The 16429-nt window shown below is 47.4% G+C and carries 12 protein-coding genes; 10 read left to right on the top strand and 2 right to left on the bottom strand.

Annotated features, from left to right (window positions below):
- Window positions 1-26: 26 nt before the first annotated feature.
- The 9 genes from Pan241w_RS29150 to Pan241w_RS29190 all read left to right on the top strand — a co-directional run bounded on the left by Pan241w_RS29150 (window position 27) and on the right by Pan241w_RS29190 (window position 11637).
- Window positions 27-2396 carry a hypothetical protein gene (locus Pan241w_RS29150; protein ID WP_198000231.1) on the top strand — a complete coding sequence of 790 codons (2370 nt, stop codon included), beginning with the start codon at window positions 27-29 and terminating at the stop codon, window positions 2394-2396.
- A 2-nt stretch (window positions 2397-2398) separates the two neighbouring features.
- The gene (locus tag Pan241w_RS29155) at window positions 2399-3460 is read left to right on the top strand and encodes a tetratricopeptide repeat protein (RefSeq protein WP_145223077.1); all 1062 of its coding nucleotides are present in this window, start codon (window positions 2399-2401) and stop codon (window positions 3458-3460) included.
- A 231-nt stretch (window positions 3461-3691) separates the two neighbouring features.
- Window positions 3692-5158, top strand: a complete 1467-nt coding sequence (locus Pan241w_RS29160; protein ID WP_145223079.1) for a sensor histidine kinase — start codon at window positions 3692-3694, stop codon at window positions 5156-5158.
- Between the two features lie 59 nt (window positions 5159-5217).
- Entirely contained in the window at window positions 5218-5607 is a 390-nt protein-coding gene (locus Pan241w_RS29165) for a response regulator (protein WP_145223081.1), read from the top strand.
- Window positions 5608-5647: 40 nt separating this feature from the next.
- Complete coding sequence (locus Pan241w_RS29170) at window positions 5648-7159, top strand: sensor domain-containing diguanylate cyclase (protein WP_145223083.1); 1512 nt, start codon at window positions 5648-5650, stop codon at window positions 7157-7159.
- Between the two features lie 11 nt (window positions 7160-7170).
- Window positions 7171-7506, top strand: a complete 336-nt coding sequence (locus Pan241w_RS29175; RefSeq protein WP_145223085.1) for an STAS domain-containing protein — start codon at window positions 7171-7173, stop codon at window positions 7504-7506.
- 17 nt (window positions 7507-7523) lie between these two features.
- The gene (locus Pan241w_RS29180) at window positions 7524-9272 is read left to right on the top strand and encodes a GspE/PulE family protein (RefSeq protein ID WP_145223087.1); all 1749 of its coding nucleotides are present in this window, start codon (window positions 7524-7526) and stop codon (window positions 9270-9272) included.
- Window positions 9273-9335: 63 nt separating this feature from the next.
- Window positions 9336-10406, top strand: a complete 1071-nt coding sequence (locus Pan241w_RS29185; RefSeq protein WP_145223089.1) for a type IV pilus twitching motility protein PilT — start codon at window positions 9336-9338, stop codon at window positions 10404-10406.
- Window positions 10407-10431: 25 nt separating this feature from the next.
- A complete protein-coding gene (locus Pan241w_RS29190) occupies window positions 10432-11637 on the top strand; it encodes a type II secretion system F family protein (RefSeq protein ID WP_145223091.1) in 1206 nt (401 codons plus the stop codon).
- 70 nt (window positions 11638-11707) lie between these two features.
- On the opposite strand, the gene Pan241w_RS29195 is transcribed toward Pan241w_RS29190, so the two are convergent.
- Both Pan241w_RS29195 and Pan241w_RS29200 read right to left on the bottom strand, forming a co-directional pair.
- A complete protein-coding gene (locus Pan241w_RS29195; RefSeq protein ID WP_145223092.1) occupies window positions 11708-13999 on the bottom strand; it encodes a hypothetical protein in 2292 nt (763 codons plus the stop codon).
- A 220-nt stretch (window positions 14000-14219) separates the two neighbouring features.
- Window positions 14220-15539, bottom strand: coding sequence for an AI-2E family transporter (locus Pan241w_RS29200; RefSeq protein WP_145223094.1), 1320 nt, complete (start codon window positions 15537-15539; stop codon window positions 14220-14222).
- A gap of 243 nt (window positions 15540-15782) precedes the next feature.
- Here Pan241w_RS29200 and Pan241w_RS29205 point away from each other — a divergent pair, with 243 nt between their 5' ends.
- Window positions 15783-16388 carry a glycine cleavage system protein R gene (locus tag Pan241w_RS29205; protein WP_145223096.1) on the top strand — a complete coding sequence of 202 codons (606 nt, stop codon included), beginning with the start codon at window positions 15783-15785 and terminating at the stop codon, window positions 16386-16388.
- Window positions 16389-16429: the final 41 nt, after the last annotated feature.

Genomic DNA, 16429 nt, shown 5'->3' on the forward strand with positions numbered 1-16429 from the left:
GAACGATCATGGATGATGGTCGAAGCATGAAAAGACAATTCTTTATACCGGCATTCTGGGCAACACTGACAGGGCTGTCACTCTTATTGATCGCCGCCATGACCAATATCAGTACGCCTGAGTCTCTGTTTATTTCTCCACATCACCAGACAAAATCTCAGCCCAGAATCTCCCGAGAAACACAGCACCGAAACGCTCAACCTGTGGTGCTCAATCAGCCAAGCCTTAACAAAGCAGCGGCTCAAACACCTGAAACGGCGGTGCAAGCTGTTTCGACAAATGCCCCTCGTCAAACAGTACAAGAATCAGTCATTCTACCTGCTGTAACAGAGCCTCAAACGGTTTCGCTCCAGCAGAAGTCTAATCGTTCTCAGCTCCTGATCGAACCGGGAATCGAAATCTCCAGTGAACCAAAAACGAAGCCAAAGCGAACTCGTTCTATTCAACTGAATCTTGCGCCCGACCCTGATTGGAATACTGAACCTCAACCTTCTTCCAAAATGGAAATGCGTTTGGCCAGTCTAACTAAACAGGTCGATCGCCTGACCAATCTGCAATTACAGTCGCAAAAACAGTCGAATCTGGAACTCGCTCAGAATACGGACCGACTGGAACAAGCCACAAAATTGCTGCAACAGATGCAGCAGACAAACCAGCTCCGCGACCTGGAAAAGAAACTGGAGAGCTTACAGAAAAAACAGACTGAACCGACGACTCAAAAAGAAACAGAACCGGTCAAAACAGAGCCTTCACTAACAGAACCTGCTGAAACAGAAAACAGTGGGACAAAGCAGCCTGTTCTGAAAGTAAGCCCGAATAAAGATTCCAGCGAAACATTCTCCCTGCAAATTCAGGATGCAGAAATCATGCAGGTGCTGGACATGTTGGGCGAATTGTCGGGCATGAATATTTTGACCGCACAGGGCGTTGCCGGAACCATCACAGCGAATTTGAAAAATGTAACACCGATCCAGGCACTGGAAGCAATCTTACGTTCACGAGATCTGACTTCGGAAAAAGAAGGTGACTTTGTTTACGTTATGACCCAGGCACAAATGGAGCAGAAAAAGAAATCCAACCGGAAAGTCGTCACCAAATTGTATAGTCCGTTTTATGTCAGTGCTAAAGAGTTACAGACTTTAATCACACCCATTCTGACAGAAAATATCGGCGTTGTCTCACTCACCACTCCCAGTGAAGTGGGTATTTCACCCGATGCAACGAGTGCGGGCGGCGATTCGTTTGCACAAACTGACGCGATTCTGGTTCGCGATTATCCCGATGTTCTGGAAGAAGTAGATCGTCTGCTGGAAACGATGGACGTCCCTCCGATGCAGGTCGTGATTGAAGCCATGATTATCAGTGTCAGGCTGACCGATGACATGCGGTTCGGCGTCAACTTTGCCATGCTGAGCGGCGATAACAAAAACCTGGTGGTTGATGGCAATGGCCGGGTATTAAATAATGCCAGTGGTTTTCCGGGTTCCGGAAGTTCGTCCATTGTGCCGCCCACGGGACAATTCCTGGCTGATGTGGCCGGCCTGAAATACGGATTCTTACATGGCGATATCAGCGGTTTCATTGAAGCCTTAGAAGATATTACTGAGACAAATCTGATTGCTTCACCTCAACTGCGGGCTTTAAACAAACAAAAAGCGGAACTGATCATCGGCGACCGCATCAGTTATTCCACAGTCACACAAAACGGAACGACTTCGATTCAGAACGTCAACTTTCTGGATTCGGGAATCGTGTTAAACATGCGACCCTTTATTACCCCCGATGGACAGATTCGGATGGAAATTCATCCTGAACGGAGTTCTGCCACGATTAACCCCCGAACCGAACTGCCTGACTTACAGACAACCGAAGTGACGACAAACGTCATGGTGCGTGACGGGAATACCGTGGTGATTGGTGGTTTAATAGAAGAACGTGTTTCCGATGCAAAAAACCAGGTTCCATTGCTAGGAGCCATTCCCGTGATTGGCAATGCTTTTCGGCAGAAACGGGAAATCACGGAACGAACCGAGTTAATCGTGCTGATTACGCCGCGCATCGTGCAGCCTGAACTTGCCCAGGCTGAGGGTGAGTTATTGGAATATCAAGAAGCAGAACGGCTGGATACCTTTAAGAAAAACTTCCTGCCGATCAACCAGATACGGATTGTCCAGACACAGATCAAACAAGCCAAAAAATACCTGAGAATCGGTAATCTACCCAAAGCGAAACATCATATTGATATTGCCGTTCGACTGGACAAGAACAATATTGAAGCCATCCAATTACAGAAATACATTGACGAAGCACTAAAAAATCGAAACCGCAGCATGATCGGATTACCTCCGGTCTCTTCCCCCGGAGTCCATGTTCCCACATTGGAGGGAGATCAATAAAAATGGCTCGGTTTTCTGCGCTCCAGTTGTTGTTTCTGGTTAGTGCTGCTTCTCTGATCTGCAGTGGCTGTCAGTCGGTTCCGGTTTCGACTTTGTCATTTCTCTCAAATCAGCCAGTGGAAACAGAGGACTCTGAGCTGGAACAGCTTGTGGACCAGCCAGCTGTAAACACCAGGACTTCTCCCTATAAACGACAGGCGAATGAACTGGTACAACAGGCCGTGAATCATTATTCCAATGGAGAATTATCTCAGGCAAAAATTCTGTTGGCCTCGGCTCGAGAAATTGACCCCGGTCATATTGGGACCTTCGAGATCGAAGCACAACTTTCGTATGACATGGGAGATCGGAACCAATTTTTGCAGTCTCTGCGTGCGATTCGTGCCGCGAGCCCGAATGATTCACAAAAGCAGAGCGCCATTGGGACTCTATTTTTTCAAGCTGGTCAGACACAGGAAGGGATTGCCTGTCTGAAGCGCGCCATCGAATTAAAACCCTATGATGAAAACTATGCGCTAAAACTGGCTGCATTTTATGAACAAACCGGAAGGACTGATGAAGCACAGCAGATTCTGTTACGTGCGCTGCATACTTCACCCGGTAGTAAGCGGCTCCCAATTGCACTGGGGCGGGTTTGTGAATCCAATCAACAGTGGGCTCAGGCCAGCGTCTACTATGCGATGGTGGTCAATCATTTCCCCAAAAATCATGTCTGGCGAAAACATCGCGCCCGCTGCCTGTACCATGCAGGTAATTTTTCTGAGGCATTTGAACAATTCATCATCTGCCGGCAAAACGATCCAGAATCACTTTCTCTGTCTGAGATGATCGCATTCGGCGATGCCGCTCTGCGGTTGGGAGACCTGGAAACAGCGCAACATCTGTTTGATGAAATTTCAGAAACACATCAGCACCAGTTACTCCATGTAGAGATATTACGCGGGTTATGTGCAATAAACCGCGGCCAGAATATCAGTGCAAAGTCAATAATCAATACAGCCCGCAAAAAATGGCCCGCAGACCCGACATTGTTAGAGGTAGCAGCCTTGGTCCCTGCGGAATAGAAAAACCGCCTTATTCCTGCGAGGCATGGACGTGCTTATACATGCCATTCTGCTGATTACATTCTGCATCACGGAATTGGACAACCGGCATTTCGTAACCTAGATTTAAGTAGTGAGATACCTCCTGATCTCCATTCGTTGGGATCTGTGAGGCATGCTCTTCATCTGGAAGACGAAATTCGTTGTTTGTTTTTCAGTAGTGCTTTGCGCCTACTGAGAAAGTAATCGGCTATGAAAATTTATGGCAAATATTGGTTTCTGGTGGTACTGCTCATCATTGTGAGCTGCGCAGACAGCCTGCTTGTAGCCAGCAATTTAGCCGGGACGGCAACCGCATTTGCAGTATCACTTTTTGCATCTCTGGCTGGCTGGATCTGGCTTGTGAAAAGTATCCAGAAGGATCAACAGCAGGTCACATCCTGTCTGAGAAATCCTGGATTAACGCGCCCGGGGTTCCAACGTAAAAACTTTTTTGGAAATATTTTTTCTGAAGCGATTCAGAAAATTGAGGAATCTGATACCGAGCTGGCATCCACAAAACAAGTTAAGACGATGCTCAAGGCGCGCGTCAATACCTTACTTAAAAAAGAAACCTTACTGGAATCGGTACTGGGGTGCCTCGATACTGGTATTCTGATATTCGACGCACAGCATGAACTGGAGTACTCAAATACTTCTGCAAGTCCGTTTCTGATTCCGGAATCAGATCGACGCGAGAACTTCCTCGATTCAAGTTTGTCACTGGGCAAAGCATTAATGAATAATGCTGTCATTCCTGAACTTTCCCAGTTACTGGCAAAGACCATCGAACGCAAAGCCGCAACGCAACGCAGACGAATCGAATTCGAGTTTACGGTCAATGGATCCAAATCATATTACCGGGCCATCGCAACCAATCTACGCGACGAGCACGAGCAGGTACTGGGTACTGTGGTCGTCGTGGATAACATTGGCGAAGAAAACAATCAAAAAACGAAACACGCTGAATTCGTATCATCTGTGGCACACGAGTTAAAAACACCAATGTCGGGAATCAAGGCTTATGTCGAGATGCTGATAGATGGTGACTGTGAGGAAGATGAGGCACAAGAGTTATACGGCTTTATCAATCAACAGATTGACCGCCTGACGCGGTTGGTTAACAGTATGCTCAACCTGGCCCGCATTGAAAGCGGCGTGGTTGAAATTAAGCGGCATGATTGCGAGTTGAACGATATCCTGAAATCGGCTTCCGATGTAGTCTCGCCGAATGCCACGGAAAAAGACATTGCATTTTCTACAGAATTAAGCGACCTGTATTTACCCGTACATGTCGATAAAGACATGCTGGGGCAGGCGATTATCAACCTGTTATCCAATGCAGTCAAATATACACCCCACGGTCACGAAGTCCGTTTACGGAGTCGTATGGAAGATGCTTCTGCCGTGATTGAAGTTCGTGATACGGGACTGGGTATTCCAGAGGATTCACTGCCTCATATTTTTGATCGATTCTATCGCGTTCCCGAAAACAATGCCTCGGCAGCGGGAACCGGACTGGGTCTGGCTCTGGTACACTTCATTGTGACCAATGTACACAATGGTTCGATCTCGGTTCAATCTAAGGTGAACGAGGGAACTTGTTTCACCGTTACGATTCCATTAGGCCACAAAGAACAGAAAAAGAAAAAACAGCTGGCATCGCCGGCAAATGTTTAAGCAGGATCATGCCCCTCGCAAGTCCTTAACGAAATTGGTGATATAATAAGGAAATATCAATGGCTCATCTGATTTACGTTTGTGATGATGATTCACACATTGTTCGCGCCATCAGCATGAAACTCAGAAAAGCGGGTTTCGAAGTGGAATGTTTTCCCGATGGTTTTGCCTGCTGGGAAAAAGTGCAAGTCCGTGCACCGCAGATGATCATTACCGACCTGCAAATGCCACGCATGAATGGATTGGAACTTTGTGGAAAAATTCGCGAATTTCCGGAAACCAAGACAATTCCACTTACGTTACTGACAGGGAAAGGTTTTGAATTCGACCACGATGAGTACATGGAGACATTGAAGATTACCAACGTTATGGTCAAACCATTCAGTCCCAAAAAACTGCTCACTCAAGTCCAGGAAAGTCTGAACCTCACCAACGATGTGATTGGTTAGCAGCTACAACAATTCAACTTTGCTGAAATTTTATAATATTATGCGAAACTATTATACTGCCATCCAGTTCTGGTCCTATTCGCTGCTGGTAGTCTGCCTGTGTCCGCTCGCCGTTTTTCTGGGTTCGTACATGGGCTGGCCGCTCGGTATTGCGCCATTATTACTGCTGGCTCCCATTACTGTTCTGGCGGCGATTTCCTCGCCCCGGGTCTGTTCATGGACCATTACAGTATTGGCCGTTGGCGCCTGTTTTTCGGAGATCTTTTTTCGATCGGATATCAGTGAAGTCAAAACCACTTATCCACTCAGCATCATGAGTGCCGCCGTGTTGATTGGGTTGACGTTATTGATCGATGCTTACATTGGAAAACTGCGCGGAAAACTCTCTCAGATTTATAATCAGAATGATGAACTGGTTCGCCAGTTGTATGAATGTCAGAGAGAGACACAACCTGTATCAGATAAATCCCCTTCCGGAGCAGATAAAAAAGAAAAAATGCAGGTCGAATCGAAAGAGAATCCGGATGCGGAATTCGGCGTCAATTATCCTTTATTGCTTCTGACATTGCAGGATATCGGGCGCCGTATCTCAACAAATCAGTCGAATGAATCCTTGATCCCGACAGTGATCAGTACCGCCAAAGCTTCTCTGCAATGCGAATACTGTCAGGTTTATTTGTGGGATAGTAAAGCGAGTGCATTGAAAAATGCGCTGCCAGTACGAAGTCGTGATAAACACGAATATCGACCCGTTCCCAATAGTGGTGTTGCTGCGTGGGTGATTGAAAATCGTCAGATCGTCATGAGAAACGATGCTGAAAAAGACTATCGGTTGAAACGCATTCTGGAAGAAGATCCACACATGCCGGATGCGATTGCACCCTTGACTGTGGGTTCCGAGCTCATCGGCCTGCTGATCATCGATAAAGTCGACATTGAATCTCCCACCATTGGACGTTTGATTTACATTCTTTCCAATATTTATGCACTGGGTATCAAGAACTCTCAGTTGTTTAAACGAATCGAAGAAATGGCCAGCCGCGATGGTTTAACAGGACTGCTCAACCATGCCACGTTCCAGGATAAGCTGCAAGAGTTGATTAAAAATGCAGAAGCACAATCCACGACGCTCAGCATCATCATGAGTGACATTGATCATTTCAAATCGTTCAATGACACATACGGGCATCAGGCGGGAGACTTCGTCTTGAAAGAAGTCGCTCGCATCTGGAAAACCGTCATGCCGGAAAATGCGATTGTCGCCCGATATGGCGGTGAGGAATTTATCGGAGTGTTGGCAGATCATGAGTATTCTCAGGCAGTACAAATCGCCGAAGATCTGCGCGAAACACTCGAAAACTGCCCCATTTTATTTGAAGGCCAGCAATTACAGGTCACGGCCAGTTTTGGTGTGACAGAACTCAGACACCCAGCCACCACAACCAACGAACTCGTGAAAGTGGCAGACGAATATTTATACAAGGCGAAAGAAGCGGGTCGAAATCAGGTCGCAGGCATTGCACCGAATTCAGCAAGAAAACCCAGTAACTAGACAATAATCCCATGCAGATCACAACAGAAATATTTGGAAATGTGCTGGTTGCACACACGCCAGACGAATTAACGGATGATACATCCATCGAATTCGTTAACGCTCTGTCTGCAGCCATAAATGATCAACATTACCAGGTCGTCCTGCAGATGGATCGTAGTGAGTTGTTAGATAGTGCTGGATTAACAGCACTGTTGGACTTACAGGATCTGACACGCGAACAAGGGGGAAACCTGAAAATCAGCGGGCTGGAAGATCCTGGAAAGAAAATTCTGGAATTGACGCGGCTTGATCAGCGAATTGATCTGTTCGATTCCGTGATCGAAGCCGTTTCCAGTTTTCATTAAACACAAATTAAACTGATATGAATACGAATTCCCTGTTACAACCGAAAATGCGACTCGGTGATCTACTCATTTATAAAGAGTATATCACTCTGGAACAGTTAGAGTCCGCGCTGGAGGAGCAGTCACAGGGAGACGGGGATCAGCTACTCGGCGAATTGCTGGTCAATAATGAATATTGCACCGAAGAACAGGTTCTGGAATGTCTGGCTTTGGAATTTCGAATTCCTTATGTGCAGCTCGACAGCCGCATGTTCGACTCGAAAATCTTCGATGTACTGCCGCGGGAATTTGTGGAAAAACACACTGTCCTTCCGCTGTTTAAAGTCCGCAATGTACTCACCGTTGCCGTCGCTGAACCGACGAACGTATTTCTTGTCGATCAATTACGAGATCTGACAAAATCCGAAGTGCAAATTGTAGCCGCCAGTGCCCGCGAAATTCGGCGCATGGTGCAAACTTATATGCCCAACACCAATGTGTTCGTGATCGACGATATCATTGATGATGCAAACGGCACGAATGTAGAACTCATCGAAGAATCGATTGATGATATCGGTTTTGATGTGGAGTTTGCCGGCCAAAGTCCGATTATTAAGCTTGTCAACTATATCGTTTACAATGCGGTTCGCGAAGGTGCCAGTGATATCCATATTGAACCAACTGAGTCGCAGTTGCGCGTTCGCTACCGTGTTGACGGGGTTCTACAACAGGCATTGGAGCCGCCAGTGCATCTGGCGCCTGCTGTCTCTTCTCGTATTAAAATTATGGCCAGCCTCGACATCAGCGAACGCCGTCTGCCACAAGACGGCAGAATTCATGTTTTGATGGAGGGACGCCCCATCGACTTGCGTGTCAGCACACTGCCGATGCCCACAGGCGAAAAAGTGGTCATCCGTATTCTCGATAATCGCAGCGTGAATATCTCACTGGAACAATTGGGATTCAGTTCGGAAGTGCTGGAAAATTTCACAGAACAACTGGAAAAGCCGAATGGAATCATTCTGGTTACCGGCCCTACGGGGAGTGGTAAAAGTACAACACTCTACGCTGCGTTAAATGCGGTCAGTTCCATTGAGAAGAATGTCTGTACGGTCGAAGACCCGATTGAATATCAGTTGCCAATTATTAATCAGTTTCAGGTCAACGAAAAAATTGGTCTCTCGTTCGCATCGATTCTAAGAAGTCTCCTGCGACAAGACCCCGATGTGATCATGGTAGGTGAAATTCGAGACCAGGAAACAGGAAAAATTGCGATCCAGGCTGCTCTAACGGGGCACCTTGTTTTCAGCACACTGCATACCAACGATGCGATTTCAGCAATCACGCGCTTAATCAACATGGGCGTTGATGATTATCTGATCGGTGCCGCGGTCAATATGGCACTTGCTCAGCGACTCTGTCGAAAACTCTGTCCAAAGTGCAAAACACCTTACGAGCTTCCAAAAGCAATGCAGCTTGCCGTTGAACGGGTCGGACTGGACATCGACGAATTTTATAAAGGCAAGGGTTGCAAACGTTGCCGTAATACCGGATTTTCCGGGCGTATTGGCGTGCACGAAATTCTGACGGTCGACGACCAATTACGCGAAATCATTACGACGGATCCGACTGTTGCTGCCGTAAAAGAGTATGCACAGAATAACGGAATGATTCCTCTACGCTACGATGCTCTACGCAAAGCTAAGGAAGGTATGACTACGATTGAAGAAGCACTCAAAGTCAGTGACGAGGGTTGGATTCCTCAAAAATCAGCGATCCTACACTAAACACAGTTTTTGTTTTTAACAAACTGAAAAAGATATATAGAGGCCTGAGAAAGCGACTCAACCATGGAAATGAATGATCTGTTACACGCAGCCGTTGATAGTAATGCTTCCGATATTCTACTGGTGACTGATGCGCCTCCCATGTTTCGAATTGATGGGAAATTGAATACGACTGCGCTGGAAGCACTCGATCCGGAAACCATCCGAGACCTGTGTGATCAGGTACTCAAAGATAAGCAAAAAGCAACTCTCGAAAAACAAAAAGACGTTGACTTCGCGATCACAGTTCCCCGACTGGGACGTTTTCGTTTTAACATCCATGTTCAACGGGGTTCTTTAGCAGCAGCAATTCGGCGTTTTTCCAATGATATTTGTACGTTAAGCAGCCTCGAGTTACCACCGGTAGTGGAAGAACTGACTCGCTTGAAGACCGGATTAATTCTCGTCACCGGTCAGACCGGATCCGGTAAATCGACGACACTGGCCGCGATGGTAGAAGCGATTAATCAGCGGGACCCAAAACATATTATTACTCTTGAAGATCCAATTGAATATCAGTTCAAACATGGAAAATCTCTGATTGAGCAACGAGAAATTGGAGAGGATTGCCCGGGTTTTGCTTCGGGACTCAAGCATGTACTCAGGCAGGATCCTGATGTGATTATGGTAGGAGAATTGCGAGATCTGGATACCATCCGTGTCGCATTGCAGGCTGCGGAAACCGGTCACCTGGTATTGGCATCACTGCACGTTTCCAGTGCCGCTGGCGTTGTGGATCGCCTGGTCGAAGTCTTTCCGCCACAAGAACAGTCACAGATTCGCAGCCATCTGGCAGAATCTCTGCGAGCGGTCATTACTCAAAAATTACTCCCGGCAGCATTCTCAAAAGGACGTGTCGCAGCATTGGAAATCATGCTGATGAATCGTGCGATTCAGACCAGCATTCGCGAGTCAACCTCGCATCTGATTCCAGGCGTCATTTCCACAAATCGTCGTGTGGGCATGCAAACCATGGAACAGGCTTTGAAAGAGCTGTTACTCAACGGAAAAGTTGACGCGGAAGTCATTGACGAACACCTGCAGGAATTGAAGGGTGAATCGTCCAAAGAATTATCTCATGGGCTATTGGCTTAGGTCTCCCCTCAAATAAGGCTGAACCATGCAGTTTACTTATACAGCACGTAACACAACTGGCCAGAATCAATCTGGCGAGCTGGTCGCAGATTCGAGAGATGATGCGGTAGCCAAATTGCGCCAGGACGGTCTGTATCTGCTTGCGCTCGAGGAAGCCGATACCAACGCCAAAGAGGGGTTTTCGGCTACGCGAAAGAAACGGGTTTCCCGCAAAGACATCATTTATTTCACGAATCAACTGGCGATTATGGTGGATGCTGGTGTCCCTGTCGCAACCGCATTAGAGGGAATCTCAAAGCAGATCGAAAACCCTACACTGGCCGAAATTCTGACAAACATTCAAAAAAGTGTGGAAGCCGGTAGCGACCTTTCTGCCGCCATGGCCGAATATCCGCGTCAGTTTGACAAAACTTATGTGAATCTGATCAAGGCCAGTGAAGCCAGTGGTACAATGCCTCAAATGTTGAATCGGATCGCCACGCAGGCTGAAGAAGAACAGGAAACCATCCAACAGGTCAAAGGAGCCTTAATCTATCCGGCCATCATGTTGGTGATGTGTATTGGAATTTGTATTTTTCTGCTGACCTATGTTTTCCCAAAACTGATGCCGATGTTTGCAGCGCGCGGTGCAGCGGTACCTACACCGACCAAGATCATGATTTTTGTCTCGACCGCCATTACTTCATACTGGTATCTGATTCTGCTATTTTTAGCAGCGATGGGAGGCCTGTTCTATTACGTGCGTTCTCAAGCCTGGGGCAAGGCGGCATTCGACTGGGTCATTATCCGTTTACCCGTCTTTGGGACCATGTTGAAAAAACTGGCGATCAGCCGTAGCATTCGTACGTTGGCAACAACCATCAATGCGGGAGTACCAATGCTCGAAGCAATCGAGCTCAGCGCCGGAGTTTCTGATAATGTCCATTTCAAACAGAGCTGGGAAGAAATCAGCGAGCAGGTCACTACCGGAAAACAAATCCATGAAGCACTGGAAGGGAAAACCTTATTTCCTCCGACGATGCAGCAGATGATCGCCTCGGGGGAATCGACGGGTCGTCTGGGAATGGTGTTGAACAAATTGAGTGATTATTTTGACCGGGATGTCAAAATCGCCATCAAATCTGCCACGACGCTCATTGAGCCGATTATGGTGGTCTGCATGGGCTCCATCATCGGTTTCATTGCTCTCTCAATGCTGCTCCCGATTTTCACACTCAGTACCAGCCATTAAATGGCGAACTGTCATCTCTCTTCTGAGCCAATCAATTTCATTGAACAGTTGCTCGATGATGTTTTCAATCTCAATTTCCGATCCGGTTCGCCTCCTCTATTAGACGTTGTTGTATTTCTTTGATGCGTTCCTCGAACGACTGGATCAGCACCGGATTTTTTTTAATCTCTATGTTGATGGTGTCTACTTCTTGCAGGGGATGCAGTGGATTAAGCAGCGAATCTATTTCCTTCTCGTTTATCCTGTTCTGAGCAGCAATAACAATCGGCACGGCAGCCAGGTAGACAGTGCTTGCTACGAGCAGTGCAATCAGGCTGGAGTGCTTCAGCAGGCGAACTATCTGTTGAAACACTGGCTGTTGGCTGACATCAGTAGAGCCAAGCAGTTTGTTGTTTTTGGAATTTGACCAGCGTAGTAGAGACCAGCCGAGCAGAATGGAAAGAGAAAGCATAATGGCGAAACCTTCTCCATTATGTGTGGTCCATTGCGGATAGATCCAGACCCATTTTGGGATCTGTTTTTGCGATTTCTTGCTCCAGCCTGCCAGCATACGAAATGGATTTGCATCTTCCATTGAAACCTCCCGGCCGAACCAGGTTTGCATTTCCACGGGATTCAGACTAGCCTGAAAGACTTCCGCACCGGCAGGGACTACCAGTAGAGTGACCAGTAAAATGAAACCACTGACAGTCAGCTTTCGACGAGCAGACCGTTCTGTAGAATGTAAAAAACGACTTACGAGGTAGACCAATACTCCATAGGAAACAACGATCAGTAGCGAAGCCGGGATGAGCATCGTTAATGGAGATTGAATCCAGCATTGTTCCACGAATGCCAGCAGGGAAGTGAATTGAAAACAGAGCAGGACTGGTGCCGCCAGAAACAACAGCAGCGAAATCAACTGCAGCCACGGAAGGTTTGCTCGCCTGTGGATTAACAGCAGTGAAACTGTCATAATCATAATCAGGCCGCCCCAGCAGAGACCGAGTAGCAAGATGTTCCAGGCCTGTTCCGAGAGCACGTCAGCAGGGATTACGCCCCATATAAACAAGCTTAGACTCACACCACTGAACCAAACGATCAAAGTCCTCCACCAACCTGGTCGAGGCGGGGGGACGGCAGCCAGCCAGCCGGTCAAACGGACTAACAGAAACAGTAGCAGCGACAGTGGAAGCAGAAAGACGATGAAACGCTGGGAAAACACTGTCAACGTTACTGCGAGGGGAGCTTCAGTTGACGACTGAGCGTCCTGCAGCGCGTGATAACGATCCAGTGCTTCAATAAAGATTTTCCGCTTCAGCCAGGCCTGTTGCAGGTTCTGTTCGATTTCGACTGTTTCCGCTGGAGTGAATGACTCGTGATTCAGCTGCAGTACCTGGAATAAATGCCCCAAGGCCGAAGTGCGGAAGCTGTATTTGAAAAACGTCGATTCATATAAGTTATTCTTCCCCGTCAACTGCTCTGCGATCCGCTGTTCTCGGCGTGAGTTGCGGATCACTGCAGAATATTTTTTCTGAAGCAGATCTGATTCGCAGACATAGTTCAACCAGCGTTGCAATTTACTGATGATGATGAGAGAGAGAAAGCTGCAGTTCCTGCTGCCTGCTGCTTTAATCTGGTCTTCCAGTGGCAGCGACGTCCGTTTTACAAATTCCAGGGTAGCCGACCAGGTGATCGTGCCAACGTTCAATGTTGGCTTTTTCAGCCCTGCCTGCAGCCGTTGTTCGGCCTGCGCGTAGATCCGGGGATTGGTAATTTTCAGAGTCAGCTGATTTTCTTCATCCCAGATCGTTTCCGTTGACTGCAGGTAGAACTGGCTCGCCGCCAGATAATCGTAGAGAGCGTTTTCCGGATCGTGGGCAGCACCTTCTTCGAGTACCTGCAGCCAGTCATCTGTGTACGGATCCTGTTCTGAATCATCTCGGACCGCAAACAGAAGCAATGCCCGTTGTCTCCAGAAGTCGACATTCTTCGGGGCCAGCCGCGTGGCGATGGCCGCCTGGTTCAGACAGGCATCCCGACATTTCGCTCGATATTCCTCTTGGGACTGATTAAAGGTTTCAGAAATTTTCTCAGACCAAACCTGCAGGTCCTGACTGGATGAAATATTCCGTTTAAGGAACCCGTACTGCGGCTCGGCCAACATCCAGGCCGCTCCCAGGGCTACTTGAGGATTATTCTGTGTTGCAGGGATCTCTTTTATCTGCTCAAGCCAGTATTCCGCCTGTGTAGTGGGGAGTTCCTCGCCGATCGACGTCGTTCTGCCCAATACTCTTAGTGCCTGATCTTCCCAGTCATCCCGGAACGAACGCCAGCCGGAGGGGGAATTGCTGACGACAATAATCAGCCGAAGAGCGAGCAAGGCCAAGACTCCAAACAGTATTAGCTGGAGCCAGTTAGTTTTCAGTTGCCTGATTTTTTCAGATGAAAGTATTTCCATGTTCAATGAGAAACGTCAGATGCAGCTGCCAGGATCAAGAGGTTTTCGCTTTTCATCCCACGTTTCCAGAATTTCTTCGATAGAACTTCTGGTTCAAGCGGCTGTCAACCATCGAGTTCCCCTATCTACTGGGAATTGCGAGTTAAGACGCAGGCGGTTTTTGGTCTTTTTTATCCGGCTCAGGTTGAGCTGGTGCTGAATCTGTTTCGGATTTCGTTTCGGTGTTGGAAGTCTCATCTGACGCTGCAGGTTGCTCTGTCTGAGTCGTCGCTTCTGAAGTTGACTCATCACCGGCCCCGCCTGCGACTTCCAATAGCCCCTGATTCTGAAATTTCTCGTGTGAAAATGCTTTCAACTCGGTATTGAAAATCTGTACCAGTGCGTGCAGACAAGATGCCACAATGGGGCCAATAAACACGCCCCAGAGCCCCATCATTTGTAAACCTCCCAGGACACTGACAAACGCCAGTAGCGGGTGCAGCTTGGCATCGCTCTGCAGAACATAGGTTCGAATAATGTTATCCATCGTTCCTACAACCAGTGTTCCCACAACGGTCAGGAAAATCGCAGCTCCCCAATGCCCGTGATACATCAGCCAGCCGGCACAGGGAACCCAGATCAACCAGGAACCCAATAAAGGGACCAGGGAAGTAATGGTGGCCAGGATCAGAAAAATAATGAAGTGATCGAAACCAACCAGATACAAGGCAATCGCGGTTGTCAAACCTTGTCCAATAGCTGCCAGAAATGTAGCCAGCACCACAGCACGCACGACTTTTTGAAACTGATCAATCAGCCGCTTCTGATAATCAACATGTACGGGAATCAGGGACTGGGTCGATTCGATCAATGAATATCCATCGGCCAGAAAATAGTAGAGCGCAATGATAAACATCACCCAGGCAATCAACGCCGAGAAAACACTTCCCAGCAAACCAACCGTAGATGCCGCGAATCCCAATGAGCGCTTGGCAATCGGAACCAGAGTCGCTTGCAGATTTTTCCGAATGAATTCCTCTACCGATTCTGTTTGCTTTTGGCCTTTGTCCTGTTCTAAAGGGCCAATCTCTTTATCCAAATATTGATTAGACCAATCAATTAACTGATGGAATTTATCATTGCTGATCTCGACTTTCTCACGCACGGTTTGAACCGTCTTTTTCCAGTTGGCTTCATCAAGCGTATTCACAACTGTTGTGAAAATCTGTAGTGACCCCAGAAAAATCCCAACGCATAACGGAACCAGAATGGCAGATACAATAATCGTCGTTGTAATTCCTGCGGCGATTCTGACATGCCCTTTGGTTCGCTTCACGAAATAATTCAGCAGCGGCTGACTAACCATCGCAACGACTGCCGCCAGAAATAGCGGCAACAGAAAAGGCATAATGACTCTGAAGAAAGTGATCCCCAGAAAGAGGATCAGGCAGAGTATGACTGAAAGCGAGACGAGCCGTACCATGAATCATTCCCGTTGATTGAATTTACAGCAGAAAGGTACCACCGATCAGTTGATCAGATCCTTTGGTATATAACAACTTACAGCAATAATCGTTCAAATGATAGGCAAACGAATGTGATCGATCATTGCTCTTTTTATAGTGGACACACATTATTTTGGTTTCGTTATCGCATTTTAGAAGTCTGATTCGCTACAATACCGTTTTGCTTAAAAAAACGGGATACTTTGTGCGTCAGGAATAGTATGTCTGAGTCGGCAGAACCGGAGTCTGATATGAATCGCTATATAATCTCTTTACTAGCCGCCAATCGTGTTGGAATCATGGCAGCGATTACGACTGCGATGGATGAGCTTGGTGCGAACCTTCAGGAAACAAGCATTGCCGTCATCCAGGACTTTTTCTCCATTGTGATTGCCGCCGATTTTCCTGATCAACGTGACCCGACTTTGATTCAGGAACATATTGAAGGAATTTGTAACGCATATAACGTTGATGTCTGTGTGAAGGATCCGGAAGTGGATGTCCCCACGATTCTGTTACCCGAAGAATCCGATAAATATCTGCTGGCGATTTCCGGCAAGAACCGAGCCGGTATTTTAAGGAAAATCTCTTCTCAGCTCGGCCAGGATGGGGTCGATATTCTGGATCTGTCGGCGACCAGCGCAGAAGACGGGCAAACGTTTGAAATGATGATCAAGATCGCTGTCCCGAAAAATCTGGATATCATGGATCTGCAAACAGCGATGGAAAATATCTGTAGTCATCTCGATATTTCAGTAGATTTCATCAGTGAGAACGATTCGGCCATTATCAGCTCTCAAAGCCAAACACGCATGTTCAAGCTTTAATCGGCGATAGAACAAGATCTTTCTGACAAGAAGTCTTTGGG

Source organism: Gimesia alba (genome assembly GCF_007744675.1).
Lineage (GTDB): Bacteria > Planctomycetota > Planctomycetia > Planctomycetales > Planctomycetaceae > Gimesia > Gimesia alba.

Excerpts from the sequence above, each read along its gene's own strand:
- Pan241w_RS29180 (WP_145223087.1), top strand. The coding sequence starts at position 7,524 with ATGAATACGAATTCCCTGTTACAACCGAAAATGCGACTCGGTGATCTA.
- Pan241w_RS29190 (WP_145223091.1), top strand. The coding sequence starts at position 10,432 with ATGCAGTTTACTTATACAGCACGTAACACAACTGGCCAGAATCAATCT.
- Pan241w_RS29175 (WP_145223085.1), top strand. The coding sequence starts at position 7,171 with ATGCAGATCACAACAGAAATATTTGGAAATGTGCTGGTTGCACACACG.
- Pan241w_RS29150 (WP_198000231.1), top strand. The coding sequence starts at position 27 with ATGAAAAGACAATTCTTTATACCGGCATTCTGGGCAACACTGACAGGG.
- Pan241w_RS29160 (WP_145223079.1), top strand. The coding sequence starts at position 3,692 with ATGAAAATTTATGGCAAATATTGGTTTCTGGTGGTACTGCTCATCATT.
- Pan241w_RS29205 (WP_145223096.1), top strand. The coding sequence starts at position 15,783 with ATGTCTGAGTCGGCAGAACCGGAGTCTGATATGAATCGCTATATAATC.
- Pan241w_RS29170 (WP_145223083.1), top strand. The coding sequence starts at position 5,648 with ATGCGAAACTATTATACTGCCATCCAGTTCTGGTCCTATTCGCTGCTG.
- Pan241w_RS29185 (WP_145223089.1), top strand. The coding sequence starts at position 9,336 with ATGGAAATGAATGATCTGTTACACGCAGCCGTTGATAGTAATGCTTCC.
- Pan241w_RS29155 (WP_145223077.1), top strand. The coding sequence starts at position 2,399 with ATGGCTCGGTTTTCTGCGCTCCAGTTGTTGTTTCTGGTTAGTGCTGCT.
- Pan241w_RS29200 (WP_145223094.1), bottom strand. The coding sequence starts at position 15,539 with ATGGTACGGCTCGTCTCGCTTTCAGTCATACTCTGCCTGATCCTCTTT.
- Pan241w_RS29165 (WP_145223081.1), top strand. The coding sequence starts at position 5,218 with ATGGCTCATCTGATTTACGTTTGTGATGATGATTCACACATTGTTCGC.